The 18,712-nt window shown below is 58.7% G+C and carries 16 protein-coding genes; 9 read left to right on the top strand and 7 right to left on the bottom strand.

Annotated features, from left to right (window positions below):
- Positions 1-58 precede the first annotated feature (58 nt).
- From AABO57_26085 to AABO57_26100, 4 genes are all read left to right on the top strand, one after another.
- Positions 59-1,039 carry a sigma-70 family RNA polymerase sigma factor gene (locus AABO57_26085; GenBank protein MEK6289198.1) on the top strand — a complete coding sequence of 327 codons (981 nt, stop codon included), beginning with the start codon at positions 59-61 and terminating at the stop codon, positions 1,037-1,039.
- Between the two features lie 63 nt (positions 1,040-1,102).
- Positions 1,103-2,335: a hypothetical protein gene (locus tag AABO57_26090; GenBank protein MEK6289199.1), complete on the top strand. Its 1,233-nt coding sequence runs from the start codon at positions 1,103-1,105 to the stop codon at positions 2,333-2,335.
- A 120-nt stretch (positions 2,336-2,455) separates the two neighbouring features.
- Positions 2,456-2,830, top strand: coding sequence for a hypothetical protein (locus AABO57_26095; protein MEK6289200.1), 375 nt, complete (start codon positions 2,456-2,458; stop codon positions 2,828-2,830).
- Between the two features lie 150 nt (positions 2,831-2,980).
- Positions 2,981-5,659, top strand: coding sequence for a GNAT family N-acetyltransferase (locus AABO57_26100; protein MEK6289201.1), 2,679 nt, complete (start codon positions 2,981-2,983; stop codon positions 5,657-5,659).
- 94 nt (positions 5,660-5,753) lie between these two features.
- Here the strand turns inward: AABO57_26100 and AABO57_26105 are convergent, their stop codons facing one another.
- Together AABO57_26105 and AABO57_26110 are read right to left on the bottom strand one after the other, a co-directional pair.
- On the bottom strand, positions 5,754-6,152 hold the full coding sequence (locus AABO57_26105) for a PPOX class F420-dependent oxidoreductase (protein MEK6289202.1): 399 nt from the start codon (positions 6,150-6,152) through the stop codon (positions 5,754-5,756).
- A gap of 193 nt (positions 6,153-6,345) precedes the next feature.
- On the bottom strand, positions 6,346-6,684 hold the full coding sequence (locus tag AABO57_26110; protein MEK6289203.1) for a nitroreductase family deazaflavin-dependent oxidoreductase: 339 nt from the start codon (positions 6,682-6,684) through the stop codon (positions 6,346-6,348).
- Positions 6,685-6,877: 193 nt separating this feature from the next.
- Here AABO57_26110 and bshB1 point away from each other — a divergent pair, with 193 nt between their 5' ends.
- A complete protein-coding gene (gene bshB1 / locus AABO57_26115) occupies positions 6,878-7,621 on the top strand; it encodes a bacillithiol biosynthesis deacetylase BshB1 (protein ID MEK6289204.1) in 744 nt (247 codons plus the stop codon).
- A gap of 90 nt (positions 7,622-7,711) precedes the next feature.
- Positions 7,712-8,866: an N-acetyl-alpha-D-glucosaminyl L-malate synthase BshA gene (gene bshA / locus AABO57_26120; GenBank protein ID MEK6289205.1), complete on the top strand. Its 1,155-nt coding sequence runs from the start codon at positions 7,712-7,714 to the stop codon at positions 8,864-8,866.
- Here bshA and AABO57_26125 read toward each other — a convergent pair.
- Entirely contained in the window at positions 8,863-9,951 is a 1,089-nt protein-coding gene (locus tag AABO57_26125; protein ID MEK6289206.1) for a UDP-N-acetylmuramate dehydrogenase, read from the bottom strand. The genes bshA and AABO57_26125 overlap by 4 nt on opposite strands.
- 171 nt (positions 9,952-10,122) lie before the next feature.
- Between AABO57_26125 and AABO57_26130 the strand changes: the two genes are divergently transcribed.
- Both AABO57_26130 and AABO57_26135 read left to right on the top strand, forming a co-directional pair.
- Positions 10,123-10,755, top strand: a complete 633-nt coding sequence (locus tag AABO57_26130) for a DinB family protein (protein ID MEK6289207.1) — start codon at positions 10,123-10,125, stop codon at positions 10,753-10,755.
- Between the two features lie 11 nt (positions 10,756-10,766).
- The gene (locus AABO57_26135) at positions 10,767-11,441 is read left to right on the top strand and encodes an alpha/beta family hydrolase (protein ID MEK6289208.1); all 675 of its coding nucleotides are present in this window, start codon (positions 10,767-10,769) and stop codon (positions 11,439-11,441) included.
- Between the two features lie 133 nt (positions 11,442-11,574).
- On the opposite strand, the gene AABO57_26140 is transcribed toward AABO57_26135, so the two are convergent.
- From AABO57_26140 to AABO57_26155, 4 genes are all read right to left on the bottom strand, one after another.
- Positions 11,575-11,931 (bottom strand): VOC family protein, encoded by a 357-nt coding sequence (locus AABO57_26140; protein ID MEK6289209.1) that lies wholly within the window; start codon positions 11,929-11,931, stop codon positions 11,575-11,577.
- 62 nt (positions 11,932-11,993) lie between these two features.
- Positions 11,994-12,905 (bottom strand): TonB family protein, encoded by a 912-nt coding sequence (locus AABO57_26145; protein MEK6289210.1) that lies wholly within the window; start codon positions 12,903-12,905, stop codon positions 11,994-11,996.
- 21 nt (positions 12,906-12,926) lie between these two features.
- The gene (locus AABO57_26150; protein MEK6289211.1) at positions 12,927-13,409 is read right to left on the bottom strand and encodes a hypothetical protein; all 483 of its coding nucleotides are present in this window, start codon (positions 13,407-13,409) and stop codon (positions 12,927-12,929) included.
- Positions 13,410-13,510: 101 nt separating this feature from the next.
- Positions 13,511-14,488 (bottom strand): NADPH:quinone oxidoreductase family protein, encoded by a 978-nt coding sequence (locus AABO57_26155; protein MEK6289212.1) that lies wholly within the window; start codon positions 14,486-14,488, stop codon positions 13,511-13,513.
- 460 nt (positions 14,489-14,948) lie between these two features.
- Between AABO57_26155 and AABO57_26160 the strand changes: the two genes are divergently transcribed.
- Positions 14,949-18,659, top strand: coding sequence for a PAS domain S-box protein (locus tag AABO57_26160; protein ID MEK6289213.1), 3,711 nt, complete (start codon positions 14,949-14,951; stop codon positions 18,657-18,659).
- Positions 18,660-18,712: the final 53 nt, after the last annotated feature.

The following is an 18,712-nucleotide window of genomic DNA, read 5'->3' on the forward strand; positions in this document are numbered from 1 at the left end:
TCACCTCGAAATTGATTCGGTGCCCAGCGTTGATCTCGAAGAGCGCTCAGGAACAGCAATGACTGTTGATGAGTTTCAGCACGCGTTTGAAAGCGAGATCGAAGGTCTTCTTGCGCGCATCGAACGCCGGTACTCGGTCACCGACGCGGAGGTGACCTGCGCGGTGCATGCGTCCGCCAGGAAGTATCTCGCAGACGCTCTGGATAAAACGTCGAGCAATCCAGGGCCGAGCGAAGAGTCGCGTAAAGCGGCCGCCGAGTTTCTGGCCTCGCTCAACGCCGATGACCTTTGCCTGGCGACAGCATGCGCCAAAGGGGATGACGCTGCGTGGGAAGATTTCTTTCGCGAGTATCGCAGCTATCTGGTCAGCATCGCGCGAACAATGACCCAGGACGCGGGCGCCGCGGAACAACTCGCCGATTCGACCTTCGCCGAGTTGTACGGACTTCGCGAATCGGCCGGCGCCAGGATCAGCAAGTTTTCGTTTTACTCAGGTCGAGGATCGTTGCGCGGCTGGCTTCGCGCGGTGGTTTTTCAGTTGTCCGCCGATCATCATCGGCAGTCCAGCCGGCTGGTCCAGACCGAAGAGCCTGAGGACATGGATCGCCTGGCTCACGCAGCCGAGAAGCTGGAGCGCCGGCCTGCGCCGACCCTTGAATACGTGCGCGAACGCTATCGTGATGCGGTCGCCCAATCGCTTCGCCGCGCGATGGCCGATCTCGAACCACGCGAAAGGCTGCTGCTGGCCTACTACTATTACGACGAGATGACGCTTCGGCAGATCGGGAATCTGTTCGACGTTCACGAGGCGACAATCAGCCGCTGGCTGACGAAGGTGCAAAAGCGCGTGCGCAAGCTCGTCGAAAAGGGGCTGGCGCGGGACCATCGCTTCAATCGGCGCGAGGTCGCCGAAGCCATCGAGCTTGCGGCCGAGCAGATGGACATAACTGTCGGCGACTACCTTCTGGAATCCGTTTCCGCGGACCGCAAACGCGAGCGCCCCGCCGAGACCGCTGGTGGCGCAATCGCCCAGAGATGATTGAAGAAAACCACGCAAGTGTATTGGGCTTAGACGTTCTAACTTAGGAGATGAAGCTGAAGGATGAAGCCTTTTGGGAAAACTAACGATGGGGTGATCGACAATCTGCTGCGAGCTTATGTCTCGCGGCCCTCCAACCCTCAGCAGGCGTGCCCTGAATTCGACCCCGATCTGGCAAACGCTTACATCGAACGGAGCCTGACGCCAGGTCTGCGGCTGCACTACGAAGAACATCTGTCCGAATGTGTGGCGTGCCGAAAAAACGTCGCCGCGCTGGTGCGATTGGCCGACCCAACTGTCGCCGTAGCTTCCGTCTCTCCGGGCGACAAGAGTCGAGCGGCGTCGGCCTCCGCTGTCGGGCGAGTTTTCGGGGCGTTGTCGCGACCGCAGTGGGCGATGGCTACGGCGGCGGTCATAGTACTTGCCATAAGCATACCGGTGCTTATGTCGCGCAACGAGTCTCGCCTCGATAAACAAGTATCGGAGCGTTCCGATGCCGCAGCGCCGCCAGCCGAGAACGCTCAAAGCCGAGACCAACGTTCCGAAGCAGCTCCGGCCGCAAGCGCCAAACCCTCGACCGATGATTCTTCGACTTCCGGAGGAGCGAATTCGAAACAGCGCGAGAAGCGAGAGGCTGAAACAGCCGCGCTAAACCCTCCCGCACGCAACGCAGGCATGCCGGGCGGAACCGGGGCCGCAGCCGAGCCCCCGAAGACCGACGCTAAGGGCGCACCCCAATCAGTCGGCGAGACGCGGACGGCAGAGGGCCAGGCAGCCACCAAACAACCGTCGCAAGCCGCAGCGGCGCCCGAATCTCAATTGGCGAAGAACGATTCGGAGAAGCCCCGCCAGCAACAGGGAAAAGACTCGGCTCAACAGTCAGGCGAGGCTAAGCAGGACCGCGCAGACGAACCACGCGACAAAGAGAAAGCGGCGAGAGCCGAAGAGGCAGCCCCGCCGCCACCCTCGACTTCGACTTCTGAAGTGGCGCGCGCGCGCGGAGGGTTAAAACGAGCGCGGGCAAAGCTCTCGTTGCGCGACAGCACCGGAGAGGCAGTTCGGCCGAGTGAACGAAAGATCTCCAGCAAGAAGTTTTTGTTTAGAGACAATACATGGACGGACAAGGACTTCGACCCCAATAAGGACTTGCCGGTCGTCACGATCATCCGCGATAGCAACGTATATAAAGAAGTACTCGCCAAACGCGCAGGCTTGAGGCCTTACCTGACGGCCTTCGAGACCGAACGCGCGATTATCGTCTACAAGGGCACGGTCTACAAGCTCATTCCGCAGTAGGCGATAAGTGATACTCCAAATTCCTTGCTCGTGAACCGGGAATATGTCACTATGCGACTATCATCCTGGGTTCGGCTCGCACAACGAGCCGGGAGATTTTTGAGAGAGCGAGAGAATCAAATGAACAGCGACGATCTTACTCAACCCATGCCCAATGACGATGAACGTGATAACACGACACAGCCGACTATGACGGCGGTGTTTAGACTCCTCCGTGAAGTCAAGCAAGACTTGGAAAACCACAGTGCCCGCTTTGATGCGCTCGATGCGCGTCTTGATGCGTTCGATAGCCGCTTTGATGCGATCGATGCTCGCTTTGATGCGCTAGAAGTGCGGATCGCCCGCGATTTCGAAGGCCTGAATAGCCGCATGGTCGAAGGGTTCAGGGACGTTTCAGATAAGTTGGAAGCGCTAAATCGAAGCCGACTCCAAACCGAAGGTGATTACTTCGGTCTGCGTCAGCGCGTCAGCGAGTTAGAATCCAAAGCCTCGTGATCGGATCGCGGCAAGGTTAGTCTTTTCCGTCAGCAGCAATCCCGAATCATCTTCAATTTCCATCCTCCGCCAGGGCTGGTTAGGATATCTATGTGCACGGCTCTGAAAGCAAGCGTGCAGTCGTACTTGTCCTCGAAAGGATCGCTGGCGATGAGTGACTACCCGGCTCGTTATGAATCCGACATCCTATTGCGCGATGGCTCAACCCTCCACCTCCGCCCCATCAAGCCCGACGATGCGCATGCGTTAATTGAACTTCACTCGAGGCTCTCGCCCCAAAGCGTCTACTTTCGCTTCTTCAGCCCGCTCCCGGAGTTGGGCGAGGAGCGAGCAACAGCGTTCGCCAATGTCGATTACAACAACACATTCGCTCTCGTAGGCGAGCTTGGCGGGAGGCTCGTCGGAGTAGCTCGCTATTACCGCGATGAAAAAGCCCACCACCGCGCTGAAGTTGCATTTCTGATTGAAGACGCATTGCAGGGACGCGGCATCGCCACCCGTATGCTGGAGCGATTGGCCGAGATCGCGCGGGAAAAGGAAATCACCACATTCGATGCGTATGTGCTTGGCGACAATCGCAAGATGATGGACGTGTTCATGCACACCGGCTTCGAGGTCGAACGCAGGCTTGACGGCGGCGTCTTTCAGGTGACGTTCCCGATTGCTCCTACTCCGGAGTTTGAGGAGAAGGCAGCGCTTCGGTCTCAGATGGCGGCGCGCGCTTCAATGAAAGCCTTCTTCGAGCCACGTTCGGTCGCGGTCGTCGGCGCGGGACGCAAACGCGGAGCAATCGGCGCGGAGATTTTTCACAACCTCATGTCCGCCGGCTTTCAAGGGGTCCTTTATCCGGTGAACCAAAACGCACGCGTCGTCGGATCGGTGACCGCTTATCCGCGAGTCACTGATATTCCCGGCGAAGTCGATCTCGCTATCGTCGTCGTGCCGGCCGAACACGCAGCCGGCGTTGTCGACGACTGCATACAAAAAGGCGTGCGTGCAATCGTGATCATTAGCGCCGGCTTCGCGGAGACTGGAACCGAAGGCCGCGCGCGCGAGGCAGCCTTGGTCGAAAAAGTGAGAAACGCCGGCGTGCGCATGATCGGCCCGAATTGCATGGGCATCATCAACACCGATCCTGCCGTAGCTTTGAACGGCACGTTCTCGCCGGTCTATCCGCCCGAAGGCCGCGTTGCCATGTCGACTCAGAGCGGCGCGTTGGGGCTTGCGATACTCGACTACGCGCGAAAGCTGAATCTCGGCATCTCGACTTTCGTTTCGGTGGGCAATAAAGCGGATGTATCGAGCAACGACCTGATCCAGTACTGGGCTGAAGACCCGCGCACCGGCGTCATCCTGCTTTATCTGGAGAGCTTCGGCAATCCGAGGAAGTTTGGCCGCATTGCGAAACGAATCGCGGCGAGCAAACCGATCGTCGTCGTCAAGTCCGGCCGTTCACGGGCAGGAGCTCGAGCAGCTTCGTCACACACTGGCGCGCTCGCCTCGACTGATGCGGTAGCCGGCGCGTTGTTCCGTCAGGCGGGAATCATCCGCACCGACACGCTCGAAGAGCTTTTCGACGTAGCCAACCTGCTTGCGCATCAACCCGTCCCCCGAGGAAGCCGCGTCGCGATACTGACGAACGCCGGAGGCCCGGGAATTCTGGCTGCCGATGCCTGCGAAGCTCAGGGTCTCGAGCTGCCAATGCTGGCCGATGCGACCGTCGCGGAACTCAGATCGTTCCTCCCCGCGACTGCCAGCGTAGCTAACCCGGTGGACATGATAGCGTCGGCGACTCCGGATCATTTCCTCAAGGCTACGCGGGCATTGCTCGCCGATGAACACGTCGATTCGCTTGTTGTGATATTCATCCCGCCGTTGGTCACCGATCCCGAAGCGGTCGCGGCCGCGATTGTGGAAGGCGCCAGGAAAGCCAATGGGAAGCCGGTGCTCGCAAACTTCATGAGTGCGAAAGGCGCGCCCGAGATTCTGCGGAACATCCCGAGCTATGGGTTTCCCGAGGCTGCTGCTTCAGCGCTTGCGAAGGTGACTGCCTATGGCGAATGGCGCGGGAAACCTCAAGGAACCGTGCCGAGATTCGATGACATCCGCGCCGACGATGCCAAAGCAATTGTCGAGCGAGCCCTCGCGCGCGGCGGCGGATGGCTCAGCCCGGTCGAGATCGACGAGCTGCTCGGCGCTGCGGGCATTCCGGTTGTGAAGTCGCTATTGGCGTCGACGCCTGATGACGCGATCACGGCGGCTATGAAGATTGGCTTACCTGTCGCTCTAAAAGCAACAGGACCGGCGATCATTCACAAGACCGAAGTCGGCGGCGTCGCTCTGGACCTGGCCGGCGAAACCGCGGTTCGAAGCGCCTACGACGATATGGCCAACCGGCTTGGTGCGGATCTCACCGGCGTGATTGTTCAGCAGATGGTTCCGGGCGGAGTCGAGGTAGTGGTCGGCGCTACGCTCGATCCGACATTTGGACCGCTGGTCTTATACGGCAGCGGCGGAATCCTGGTCGAGTTGCTGAACGACGTAGCCTTTCGCATACATCCGCTGACCGACACCGACGCGCGGGAAATGATAAATGAAGTAAGAGGCACGGCGCTGCTGAGAGGGTATCGCGGATCGAAGCCAGCGGACGAAGGCGCGCTGGCTGACATAATCTTGCGCGTCTCCTCGTTGCTGGAGATCTGCCCGCAGATCCATGAGATGGACGCGAACCCGGTGAAGGTCCTCGAGAAGGGCGCGATAGTCGTAGACGCCCGCGTGCGAGTAGATCGTTTGGTCGAGCCGGCGCCAACCCGCCGCATAGCATATTGAGACCCAGCACAAACTCAAGTTTAGAGCACCGCCTTAAGGAAGGCGGGCCGGTCTGTTCGCTCCAACATTCCGGCTAAAGCCCGGACTCTAAACGTCACCCCATTTGCGAAGTGTGTTCCGGCTTGATCTTGTAAATAACGCGCTTCTCGGTGGGTTGGCGATAAGGGTACTTATCAACACCCATGTACTTCTTTGCCATTTTGTCGATGTGCTCGTCGGCGCCATCCTCGGTTATCTCTTCGACGCGGCCGCGCACTTCAAGGTAGCGGTAGGGATTGTCCGGGTCTTGTATTGAAAGCGCCACTGCCGGGTTGCGCTCGATGTTTTTATCCTTACGCCGGCCGCGCGCCGAGTTAACCAGTATGTGCGTCCCGTCGTAGTCAAACCAGACTGGCGTAACCTGTGGAGTGCCGTTGGGCATCAGCGTCGCAAGGTTTGCGAATGCCTTCTTTTCAAAAAGATCCTTGTACTTCTCGGGAATCACTTCAGTCATTTCTTCCTCCTTGATCGTGACTCACTATCAGGCCCGCTCAGGCGCGAGCGGAAATAGCGTCCTTTGAGATTCTGACCGATGCGTTTCGATTTGTGAAGCGGGGCGCGAGATTCGTGATGCGTGAAACGTGATTCGTGGTTCGTGATGCGTGACGCGTGATAGCTGAGCACCTCATCCGGTCACGCATCACCCATCACGCAGCACGAGTTATTTCTACCGGCAGCCCTTCGCCCCAACCATATTTCTCACGCGAAAGGCGTTGAGCAGTTTGCCACGCATCACGATCGATCTGTTCATCGAGCGCCCGCGCTGTCGCCTCAAACTCTCGATTGCCCACTCGCACGCGTACTCGTGGATTGCGCTCGATGTTCTTGACCCACTGCGTCTGATAGAAGTGCTCGGCCAAAACATAGAACTTGCCGTTCGATTCCACGAACCATATCTCAATCTCTCGAGGCGCTCCGGTGACGCGCCCGATCGTCGTGAGATAGATATACTGGAGAGTCGAAACAGTCTCTAAGCTGAGGTTCACAACTGGTCCTTCATTAAGCACGCGGGGGCCAGCCCTCCTTCCCGACCGCGACCTTGAGCAGGTTGCTGATCACGTCGACTTAACCTGTATATTGTAGACGCCCGATGGTGAAGCCTCCAGATATGATCCACTACCACGGCGTGGTTGACGACCGGCGTGCTCGCCCGTAACCTGACCACAGAGGACCGAGAGTATGACCGACGACCTGCGGCTTGATGCCCTTGCAATAGGCGCACATCCCGACGACGTGGAGTTGTCTTGCGGCGGCACCTTGTTGAAGCTTGCTTCTCTGGGCTACCGGGTCGGCGTCATGGACATGGCTCGCGGAGAAATGGGGACGCGCGGCTCAGGCGAGATTCGCGCTCGTGAAGCCGAGGCCGCCTGCCTCGAGTTGAAGCTTACGGTGCGAGACAATCTGGACCTTCCCGACGGCCACATCTGGCTGACTGAAGAGTCTCGCGTCAAGATGGTGCGCAAGATTCGACTCTACCGCCCGCGAGTCATCTTCACGCACTACTGGGAGGACCCGCATCCGGATCACGTTCACACCAGCCAGATAGTGCGAGAAGCGGCCCACGTTGCCGGTCTGGCGAAATACGACGGCGAAGCGGGCCAGGAGAGGTTCCGCCCTCAGACCGTTGCGCACTTCATGTTCCCGCGCACAGCCGCACCCACGTTCGTGGTCGACATCAGTGAGTTCGCCGAACAAAAGCATCGAGCGATTCAGTGCTATAGATCGCAGCTCTTCGATCCCAACAGCAAGGAGCTCGAAACAAACCTCAGCTCCGAAGCTTTCCTGCGAAGGATCGAAGCCCGGCAACGTTTCTTCGGTTCGCTGATAGCTGTCGAGCACGCCGAAGGCTTCATCGTCCGCGAAGCCTTGAATGTCCACGACCCGATCGCGCTTCTTTCGCGAAACATGAATATGTACTCCTGAACAGTCCGTAGTAGGTAGTTCAGTCAGTAGTCCGTAGCTACGGACCACGGACCACGGACTACGGACTGACGACGGACTACTGGCTACTCGATGAACATAGGTATCACTTGCTATCCCTCATACGGCGGGAGCGGCGTCGTCGGCGCCGAGTTGGGATTGGAGCTTGCCAAGCGCGGGCATTCGATTCATTTCGTAAGCTACGCGCCTCCGATGCGGCTGGACGCCGGGCGCGCTCAAGAGCGCATTCATTTTCACGCCGTCGACATGTTGAGCTATCCGCTGTTCGAATACCCACCTTACACGGATGCTCTCGCGTCGAAGCTCTTTCAGGTGGCGGCGGCTGAGCAGCTCGATCTGCTTCACGTGCACTACGCAATTCCGCACGCGGTGAGCGCCTACCTCGCGCGCGAGATGCTCAAGCCGATTCGCCCTCTGCCGGTAGTGACGACGCTTCACGGGACCGACATAACACTCGTGGGCCGCGACCCATCGTTCTTGCCCATCACCAGGTTCGGCATCGAGCAGTCCGATGCAGTGACTGCGATATCTCGCTATTTGCGCGAAGCCACGCACAAGACCTTTTGCCCTGATTGCGACATCGAGGTCATCTACAACTTCATCGACGCGGACTATTATCGTCGCGAACCGAACGAAGAGGTTCGTCGAGTTCTTGCTCCTAATGCCGAGCGAATCATCCTGCACGTTTCGACCTTCAGGCCCATCAAACGAATCACCGACTGCATCGAGGTGGTAGCACGAATGAAGCAGCTCGAGTCCGCCTCCGGCAGCCGGCAGCCCGTGAGGCTGGTGATGTGCGGAGACGGGCCGGAGCGCGCCGATGCCGAAGCTCTTGTCGCGCGATTGGGCGTTGCCGGCTCGGTCGAATTCGTCGGCAAGCAGCCCCAGTCGCGGGTTCGCGGGTATTTGTCGGTCGCCGATTTGTTGTTATTGCCCAGCCAATCTGAATCCTTCGGCTTGACTGCGCTTGAAGCGATGGCCTGTGAAGTGCCCGTGATTGCAACCCGCGTCGGAGGCATTCCCGAAGTAGTCGAGGACGGCGGCTGCGGGTACTTATTCGAGATCGGCGATGTAGATGGGATGGCTAAAGCAGCGCTGCAAGTGCTCGGCGACGATCGAGAGCGCGAACGTCTTGGAAGCAGGGGCCGCGAGATAGCCGTCTCGCAGTTTGCTGCCGAAAAGATAATCCCGCAGTATGAAGAACTCTATCGAAGAGTGATAGGCTAACTCTCAAGCCCGACGAAGAGCGGCTCGGGGACGAGCCCGACGCCGAACTGCTCTAACACGCGTCGTTGAATCGTCTCTTTAAACTCCATAACCTCTCGAGCCGTTCCGCCCCCGCGATTGATGATCGCAAGCGCATGCTTCGTCGAAGTTCCGACGTTGCCGTGCACGTAGCCGCGCTTGATACCCGCGCGCTCGATCAACCACGCGGCGGAAAGCTTCACCTTGCCATCGGCAGAGGGAAATGCCGGCATTGCTTCCGCGCCGCTGATCAAGCTGCTTGCGCCATGCTTTATTCGTTCACACTCTTCGGGCGTGACCGTGGGGTTGACGAAGAACGAGCCAACGCTCCGCGAGTCGACGTCGTTTGGATCAAGCACCATTGCTTTTCGGCGACGAATCGTCAGCACAGCTTCGCGCACATCCGCAAGCGCCGGATCGTTCAGGGCTCGCTCCGCAAGATAACGCTGAAGCTCCGCGTAGCGCACGGCCGGTTTGCCGCCGACAGCCAATCGATAGGTCACTCGAGTGATGACGAAGCGCTCGCGGTCGCGAGTCTTGAATCTGCTGCTGCGGTAGCCGAATTGGCATTCGCCGGCAGTCAGCTCAACCAGCTTTTTGTGTGTGAGGTCGAGTGCCTCAACCGATGTGAGCGTCTCGCCGGTCTCCTGACCATATGCTCCGACGTTTTGAATTGGCGTCGCCCCTACGCGGCCGGGGATGCCTGAGAGACATTCGAAACCGGCCCAGTTGTTGGCGACGCAACGAGCGACCAGCGGGTCCCACTCCTCGCCGGCGCCGGCCGTTACAGCAACGTGATCGTCATCGACTCGCGTGTCAACACCACGGATGCTCACCCGCAGCACCAAACCTGGAAAGCCGCTGTCGGCTACGACGATGTTGCTGCCGCCGCCGAGGAAAAAGAGCGGAAGGGATCGCGAGCGGGCCCACTCGACGCCGGCGATTAAGGCTGCCGTCGTCGTGAGCTCGGCGAAGTAGCGAGCCGGCCCGCCGATATCAAGCGTAGTCATTGGCGCGAGCGGCACGTTCTCGCTTAATGATTCTTCGAACACTTGTTGGCTTGTCACAGAATATCCGTTCTGAAGTAGCACAGACTTTAGTCTGTACCGCGTTCTCGAAGGCATTAGTCACTTCCGAAACTACACAGACTAGAGTCTATGCTACTTCCGCGGCTCAAACCGTACATTGCCGCGCCGCACTGAGTCCAGTATCATCACTCGACAGACAGGAGGACCATCATGAAACAGACAGTTGCTATTCTCGTTTGCACGACTCTGCTTGCGATCTTTGCGCAGGCGCACACGCCACCGGCCGGGGACGGAAAATTGACCCCCGAAGAGAGAGCCAAAGCGATTAAGATGTTGAACGACTCCCACAATGAGTTGCTTTCCTACATCGAAAAGCTGAGCGACGCCCAGTGGAATTTCAGACCGTCTCCAATCAAGTGGACAGTCGGAGAAACAGCCGAGCACGTCGCGCTTGCCGAAGGGCTTTTGTTCGGGGCGATGGAACGGGCGCTCGCCGCGCCGATCAACCCGGACTGGGAAACAAAGAGCGCCGGTAAAGAAGCCATACTCGACAACCTGCTTGCAGCTCGAAAAGGGAAGGCGCAAGCGCCCGAACCGATTCAGCCGCTCAGGCGAAAGATGTCACGCGCCGACATCATGACGCTTTTAAAAGAGGGCCGCGCAAAGTCGATGAGGTTCATCGAGACGACTGAGCTGCCCTTAAAGGCCCACACTCTCGATCATCCGTTCCCGGTATTCGGCACGTTGAACGCGTATCAGTGGTTTGTGTACATTCCAGCGCACAATCTGCGGCACAACAAACAGGTTGTAGAAATCATGGGCAGCCCGGGGTTCCCGAAATAGTTGTCGAGAGCATGCCCGAACAGATTCGAATCGACATCAACGAATATCAAAGCGTTTCGGGGATCGTTTATCCCGCGGCACCGAAAGGCCGCGCGGGCATCACCTTGATTCTGGGGCATGGAGCGGGAGCCGGTCAGACGAGCGGTTTCATGGTGAGTTACGCAACGGAGCTGGCGGCGCGCGGTATCGACGCGGTCACTTTCAACTTTTTCTACAGCGAACACGGCCGCGGAGCGCCGGACAAGAACGACAAATTGGAAGCCTGTTACCGCGCGGTGATTGAATCGGTTCGCGGTCACAAGAAGCTTCGCGGGAACAAGCTCGCTATTGGCGGCAAGTCGATGGGCGGGCGAATCGCTTCCCAGGTAGCAGCCTCGGGCGTAGGTGATCTTGCAGGGTTGGTCTTTCTCGGTTACCCGTTGCATCCGCCCGGCAACCCGGAAAAGCTTCGCGACAAGCATCTGCCGGTCATCAAAGCGCCGATGTTGTTCGTTCAAGGCTCGCGCGACGCATTCGGCACGCCTGACGAGTTGCAGCATGTCGTAAAGAAGCTCAACGCGGCCGCAACCCTCTACGTAGTTGACCGCGGCGATCACTCATTCAAAGTTCCGAAGAGTGCAGGCCCTCAAGAAGAAGTTCACCGGGCGGTGCTGGACGAGATAGCCGCCTGGCTGAAATCGAAATGAAACCGAAAAAGTGAACTGGAAAGTTCTCGGCGACGAAATGCAGCTCAAGCGCCGCCAAACAGACACCGGTAAGCACTGCTCTAATCGGCGGCGCACTCACAAATAAGTTGGCTGGTGAGGCTGCTGGCTGGAACTACTTCTGGAGTTCAATCAAATTGCCGTCCGGATCTCGAACGAAAATCGAACCGCGACCGGAGCTGCTCGATCTGAATTGCAACCCCGCTTCTTCAAGCGTTCGCTTGGCGCCTTCCAGATCATCAACCTGAAACGCGACGTGGTAATCACGCCGCGGTCGTTTGTCGGCTGGCGGAAGTGGATCAGGCGTTGCCATCAAATGTAGTTCGCATTCGCCGAGGTCATACCACGCGCCGGGAAAATCGAACTCGGGCCGTGCCTTTTCCTTCAGACCAAGCACGTTCCCGTAAAACCGCTTAGCACGGTCCAGATCAGTCACTAAGAATGCTGCATGAATTAGTCTGCGAACGCGCATTACAACCTATTTGTCCATACAGCCCGACTGAGCGCGCAAATGCCGCGATTCCGATGCAACGTTCACTTCTCTTTTTCTAATGATCGATGTAGCGCCTCAGCCATTTGCTCGTTCAGATCCTTGAGAATCATGTATTCATTCAAGGCCGACTGTTTGTCTCCAATCTTGATGTAGGTCATGCCGAGCTGGTAATGCGCTAACGGCGAATCGGGTCTGGCCGTAACGGCTTGTTTGAATGCTTGCAAAGCGTCCTCGTTGCGGTCTTGTTTCAAATACGCTTCGCCGAGGCGCATATTGATCATCTCCGCGAAACCGGGAAGCGAATTCAGAGGCAAGCCGCGTTTGTAGACTTCGATGGCCTCGCCGAAGCGTCCGGCCGTCTGGTAGGCCTCGCCGAGCCCGAAAAAGACTTGCGCGGAATCTCCTCCGAGACTTAGCGCCTGGTTGTATTCTTCGATAGCCTTCTCGTGCTGCCTGTCTGCATTGAATAGATCGCCGAGCTTCTGATGCAGTTGTGCCGAATTGGGTTCCGCGGCTAGCTGCTGCTTGACCATTTCAATGTCCTTCGAGTAATCGAGGTTGAAATTGAACGTGATTGTGCCGATGACTTTGACCGGAACACCCGTAAGCATCGTTGGCGCAAACCTCCAGCCTTTTGCCGCCTCCACAGCGGCATCCTTGAGCAGAGGGTGACCCGAGATCGCTCGCGCCGAAATGACGTTACCTTCTTCATCCGCGGTTACCTCGACGACGACCGAACCGCTCACTCGCGCCGCCTTAGCGAGCGGCGGATATGCAGGTTCGACGCGCCTCGTAGCCGAGCCTTGAAATACGCCGCCGGACTTACGGATTATCTTAGGAGGCTGGGGCACATCGCGTTGAGCGTCTTGGGCCAGTGTCGTTGATACGAGACATAGGGTGAGAGCGAGCGAACCAATGATCAGGTTCGAACAAGAGTGTTTTGCGTATGGCATGATTAACCTCCTGACCGGCGGCTATTTCGCGCCGGCTACGAACTGCTTTATCTGCGGATACGTTTCATCGGCCGCGTTGGCTATCTGCTCGACCAGGTACTTCAATTCCTGATTGTCCAGCAGTCTAAGGTGCGTGTCCATCCTCAAGTAAAGCATGTCTTCAGACAACGCGAGCTTAATCGAATCGAATTTGTGATTAAGCTCGAGCAGCTTCGTCATAAGCGCCGGCTGCAGCTTTAGATCTTTGCGATCTGCGAGCTTGACCATCACAAGCAGTATGTCGTCGGCAAGCGCAAGTCTGATCCCAAACTCCTTCAAGTTCTTGCCGGTGCCGGGCACCTCCCACACGCCGTCGCTCACCTTTGTGTAGCTGTAGCCCGACTTCTCGAGAAGCGCGACGATCTGGGCGCCGCCCTTCGATTTGTCCTGGGCGTAAGCCGAACCGATAACCGATGTGAGTAACCCAACGAGCGCGAGTGCGATGATAGCTCTATGATTTAGCAATAGCGTCCTCCCGATGAAAATTTCGCCGTGGTGACCACGGCGCGCCGCGGCGAGTCCTATCACCCTGTCCCGAATTCAGGGTCCGCCGAGTACTGATGATCCTACCAATGCAAAACGATCTTCCCAACTGCCTTGCGCGAAGCAAGAAACTCCATCGCGTCGGCTACCTGCTCCATATGAAAGCGCCCTCCGATCACCGGCTTTAACATTCCCGTCTTATAGAGCTCGAGCAACTCGTTCCAACCCTGCTCGATCTTCGCAGGATTGTTGTGGCGATACGCTCCCCAGTGAAGACCTACCACGCTGTAGTTTTTCACCAGCACGTGATTCGAGACAAAGGTCGAGAACTTGCCGCCGGTGAAGCCCACGATTACCAACCGCCCTTCGAAAGCGATGCACTTGGTGCTGCGTTCGCCGATCTCGCCTCCAACCGGATCGTAAATCACATCGGCGCCGCGACCGTTCGTTTCCCGCTTGACCACCTCGACGAAGTCTTCAGTTTGATAGTTGAGCACAACGTCGGCTCCGTTTTCTCGAACGAGAGCGAGCTTATCATCCGCGCCGGCCGTTCCGATTATCTTTCCGGCGCCAAGCGCGCGAGCGATCTGAACTGCCGAGAGTCCTACGCCACCCGCGGCGGAATGGATCAGCACAGTCTCGCCCTTCTGCAGCGCTCCTCGATAAGCCAGCCCGAAGTAAGCGGTCTGATAGACGAGCGGGAACGCCGCGCCCTCGTCATCACTCATCGAGTCTGGCAACGCGTGCGTGGAAGCTTCATCGGCGATGGCATATTCAGCGAACCCGCCCACCGCAACTTGAGCAAGCACGCGCTGGCCCTCGGAGAATTTGCTGACACCGGGTCCGAGCTTCTCAACGGTCCCGGCGATTTCAAAGCCGGGTGAAAAGGGCAGCGCGGGTTTGAACTGATACTTACCGGTGATGATCAACAGATCGGGGAAGTTCAACCCGGCGACGTTGACTCGCACCAGGATCTGGCCGTCACCTGGGCGGGGCTGCTCGATTTCGTCGATCGTGAGATCGCGCGGGCCGCACCATTCGTGCGCGCGGATTGCTTTCATTGACAAAGCTCCTTATCGAAGTCGTCGCTGGTGAAAACGGACCTCATACTAACGAAGAGGCTGAGCGCGGTCAAACAACGCCGCCGGTTGATCGGCGCGACTGCTTCCTCGAATCCCACCCACGGCAGAGACCGCGTCAAAACCCCCAACTTCAGTTGGGGGAACCCCCAACTGAAGTTGGGGGTTTTCCACAATCACCGAGCTGGTGGTGTTCGTGTTCAGCCTACGAGTATGATTTGTCGCGCTCACTTCTCGAGGTGGGATCTTGATGCGGGTTTGTTGAAACCGCCGGGGTTAGTTTGCTAATCTCTGGAGCGTAGGGTGCCTGCCCCCTAGCTTGGGCATCGAGCCCGTGGGCTCGATCTACTGGACGATCTGATGGACGGGGAGTGATTCACTTTCCCATCATTGCGATGACTGGACCCGCAAACGTACTGCTGCGCCGCTGAACGGCTAAGCTATGCCGACCAAGTCTCGTTTCGGACTATCTCCCGGACTTCTGCGCTACGGAGGCGCGGTGCTCGCTGTTGGGCTGGCGACGGCATTGCGGCTTCTGTTAGATAGCGCCCTCGGTCCGAGTATTCCGTTCGCCGCATATTTCCTGGCGGCCATTGTCGTGGCGGCTTACGGCGGCCTTGGACCCGGGCTGCTCAGCGTAGGCCTCGGCGCGCTGCTTGGGGATTACCTGTTTATCCCACCGCGGAATTCACTCGAGGTGGCCGATGCGTCCGGGATTCTCCAACTCTCCTCTTATTGTGTCCTCAGCGCGAGCGTTTGCCTTTTCATCAAGGTTATCCAGGACGCTCGCAAGCGTGCAGAACAGAATGCGCAGGCGCTCGTCGAGAGCCGCGAGCGATTGGCAACCATCCTGTCGAGCATCAGCGACGCCGTAATCGCGACCGACGTTGAAGGCCGCGTGACTTTCATGAACGGCGTAGCCCAGTCGCTTATCGGGTGGAATCAACAAGACGCAAGCGGAAAACCCATTGAGGACCTGTTCACCATCATAGATGAAACCACCGGGGAGGCGGCCGAGAACCCCGTGGCGGCCGTGTTGCGAGAAGCTGCGACCCGTCCCCTGAACCATGCTCTGCTTCTGGCGAAGGACGGGAGGTCGACGCCGGTCGAAGAAAAGAGCTCTCTGGTAAAGAACAATGCCGGAACGGCTAGCGGCGTAGTGCTTGTCTTACGAGACATCACTCAGCGGCGACTGGCCGAACAGGAGTTGCGCGAGAAGGAAGGACGCTTCCGGACGCTGGCCGATACGACGCCGGTTATGCTGTGGCTGTCAGGTCCAGACGGCCTTCGCACCTTCTTCAATCAGCCGTGGCTCGACTTCACCGGCCGGACGATGGAGCAAGAAGTGGGCTACGGTTGGGCTGATAACATTCACCCGGATGATCTGCGGCATTGCCTGGATACCTACACGTCGTCGCTGAAGGCTCGCGAAGGCTTCAACATGGAGTGCCGCTTGAAGCGCGCTGACGGAGAGTATCGGTGGGTAGCGGTCAACGGAGTCCCGCGCTACACGAAGGAAGGCGGCTTCATTGGCTTTGCCGGCTCGTGCATTGACATAGCCGATCGAAAGCAGGCCGAAGCCGCGGCTCAATTCCTCGCTTCGATCGTAGCGTCATCCCAGGACGCGATAATTGGAAAGACCCTTGACGGCGCCATCCTCAGCTGGAATGCCGCGGCCGAGCGCATCTACGGCTACGGGGCCGGCGAAGTGAAGGGAAAGCACATAAGCATTCTGTCGCCCCCCGAGCGTCTCGACGAACTGTCCCATGTCTTCCAGACCCTGAGGGAAGGCCGGTCCATACCTCACCTGGAAACTGTACGCCGAACGAAGGACGGCCGGCTGATCGACGTCGCCCTGACCATCTCTCCCATTCGCGACGAAGCAGGACACATCACCGGCGCCTCAACGATCGGACGGGATATCACAGACCGCAAGCACATCGAGCAAGAGCGCAGCTTGCTGGCGGCGCAAATCGAGACTGAGCGCCAGCGTCTGGATAACGTCGTCGCAAATGTGCCTGGGGTTGTATGGGAAGCATGGGGCCAGCCCGACGAGGCTTCGCAGCGTATCAACTTTGTCAGCGAGCACGTTGAGAAGCTGCTCGGCTACGCCGTGGATGAATGGCTCTCTACTCAGAACTTCTGGCTATCCATCGTTCACCCCGACGACAGGGAGCGCGCCGCCCAGGAAGCCGCCGCAATCTTCGGCAGTCGCAGAGGAGGCACAAGCCGCTTTCGCTGGGTGGCCAGGGACGGCCGTGTGGTCTGGGTCGAGGCGCAGTCGGTTGTGGTGTGCGACGATGCTGAGAATCCCATCGGCATGCGCGGCGTCACCATGGACATCACCGAGCGCAAACGCGCCGAAGACGCGCAGCGCTTTCTGGCGGAAGCGAGCGGGCTGCTTGCCAGCTCGCTCGATTACCAGACGACGCTTGCGAGTGTAGCGAAACTCGCGGTGCCGAAACTCGCCGACTGGTGCATGGTCCACATCGTCACGGACAATGGCAAGCTTCGCCAACTCGCGGTCGCGCACACCGATCCTGCCAAGATAGAAGCGGCCCACGAGCTCCGGCGAAGGTATCCGCTCGATTTGGATTCGCCCATCGGTGTTCCTAACGTGTTTCGGACCGGGAGAGCGGAGTTCTATCCGCGGATCGATCAACAGAAGTTGGAGCTGGCCGCAGGAAACCCGGATTTGGCGAAGATCCTCCGCGCGGCAGGCCTGCAGTCCTGCATGATAGTGCCTTTGGTGGCGCGAAATCGCACGCTTGGTACGATCACACTTTTGACCGCGGAATCGGATCGCCACTACGATCAGACCGACCTCGCGCTTGCCGAAGATCTGGCTCACCGGATCGCACTCGCAGTCGACAATGCGCGACTGTACCGGGAAGCTCAGGAGGCAGTAACCGCGCGCGAAGAGGCGCTGCGGCTCCACAATGAATTGCTGGACCGCGAGCACACCGCGCGCGAAGAGGCCGAAACAGCAAACCGCGCCAAGGATGAATTTCTCGCCACCGTGTCACACGAATTGCGGACACCGCTCAATGCGATACTCGGGTGGGCTCACATGCTTCGCGCGAACAAGCTGGATCAAACTACCGAGGATCGAGCGCTGGAAACGATCGAGCGCAATGCGAAGTCACAGGCGCAATTGATCGAGGACATCCTGGACGTCTCTCGCATCGTCACCGGCAAGCTCAGGCTCGACGTGCGACCGGTCGAGCTCGTTCCAGTGGTCGAAGCCGCGCTTGACTCGGTGCGCCCGGCTGCTGATGCCAAAGATATTCGAGTCGAGGCCATCTTAGACCCGCGAGCCGGACCCATCTTAGGTGATCCCGATCGATTGCAGCAGATCGTTTGGAACCTGGCAGCGAACGCCGTCAAGTTCACCCCTAAAGGCGGTCGGGTTGAGGTATCTCTCACCCGGGTGAACTCTCAGGTTGAAATCGTGGTGAGCGACACCGGGCAGGGAATCAGCGCCGAGTTCGTTCCATACGTCTTTGATCGCTTCCGTCAGGCGGATGCTACCAGCACACGCAGGTACGGCGGTTTGGGCCTCGGGTTGGCGATCGTCCGGCACCTTACCGAGATGCACGGCGGAACCGTCCGCGCGGAAAGCGACGGCGAAGGGATGGGGGCAACCTTCACGGTGACGCTGCCGGTGATGGCGGCGCACGTGGACGAACGAGACGCGGAGCGGGTGCACCCCGCATCCGGCGGGAGCACGTCGTTGGAGTCGCCACCGAGACTCGACGGCGTGAGGGTGCTGGTGGTCGACGACGAACGCGATACGCGCGAGATGTTGACGGTGATGATCGGGCAGCTTGGCGCGGAGGTTAAAACATGCGCCTCAAGTGACGAGGCTATCAGTCTATTGAGCGAGTGGAGCCCGGACGTTATCGTGAGCGACATAGAAATGCCGGACGAAGACGGCTACGATCTGATGCGCAGGCTGCGCCGGTCGGAAGCAAACAATGGCAGCAGACAAGTGCCGGCAGTTGCGCTAACGGCCTATGCGAGGATCGAAGATCGATTGCGCGCGCTGGCCGCCGGATACCAGATGCACATCGCGAAGCCCGCCGAACCCGCGGAGCTTGCGGCAGTGATTGCGAGTCTGGTAGGGAGCCTCGGCAAGAGCAAGACCTTCTAACTAGCTCCGCGCGGTTCCGCTGAATGTTGAGCGCAGCGCCGGTTCGCAACACC

The organism is Acidobacteriota bacterium (genome assembly GCA_038040445.1).
GTDB classification, from domain to species: Bacteria; Acidobacteriota; Blastocatellia; order UBA7656; family UBA7656; genus Onstottus_A; species Onstottus_A frigus.

Coding starts and splice junctions, on each gene's coding strand:
- AABO57_26085 (MEK6289198.1), top strand. CDS start 59: ATGACTGTTGATGAGTTTCAGCACGCGTTTGAAAGCGAGATCGAAGGT.
- AABO57_26090 (MEK6289199.1), top strand. CDS start 1,103: ATGAAGCCTTTTGGGAAAACTAACGATGGGGTGATCGACAATCTGCTG.
- AABO57_26095 (MEK6289200.1), top strand. CDS start 2,456: ATGAACAGCGACGATCTTACTCAACCCATGCCCAATGACGATGAACGT.
- AABO57_26100 (MEK6289201.1), top strand. CDS start 2,981: ATGAGTGACTACCCGGCTCGTTATGAATCCGACATCCTATTGCGCGAT.
- AABO57_26105 (MEK6289202.1), bottom strand. CDS start 6,152: ATGACTGAAGTGATTCCCGAGAAGTACAAGGATCTTTTTGAAAAGAAG.
- bshB1 (MEK6289204.1), top strand. CDS start 6,878: ATGACCGACGACCTGCGGCTTGATGCCCTTGCAATAGGCGCACATCCC.
- bshA (MEK6289205.1), top strand. CDS start 7,712: ATGAACATAGGTATCACTTGCTATCCCTCATACGGCGGGAGCGGCGTC.
- AABO57_26130 (MEK6289207.1), top strand. CDS start 10,123: ATGAAACAGACAGTTGCTATTCTCGTTTGCACGACTCTGCTTGCGATC.
- AABO57_26135 (MEK6289208.1), top strand. CDS start 10,767: ATGCCCGAACAGATTCGAATCGACATCAACGAATATCAAAGCGTTTCG.
- AABO57_26140 (MEK6289209.1), bottom strand. CDS start 11,931: ATGCGCGTTCGCAGACTAATTCATGCAGCATTCTTAGTGACTGATCTG.
- AABO57_26145 (MEK6289210.1), bottom strand. CDS start 12,905: ATGCCATACGCAAAACACTCTTGTTCGAACCTGATCATTGGTTCGCTC.
- AABO57_26155 (MEK6289212.1), bottom strand. CDS start 14,488: ATGAAAGCAATCCGCGCGCACGAATGGTGCGGCCCGCGCGATCTCACG.
- AABO57_26160 (MEK6289213.1), top strand. CDS start 14,949: ATGCCGACCAAGTCTCGTTTCGGACTATCTCCCGGACTTCTGCGCTAC.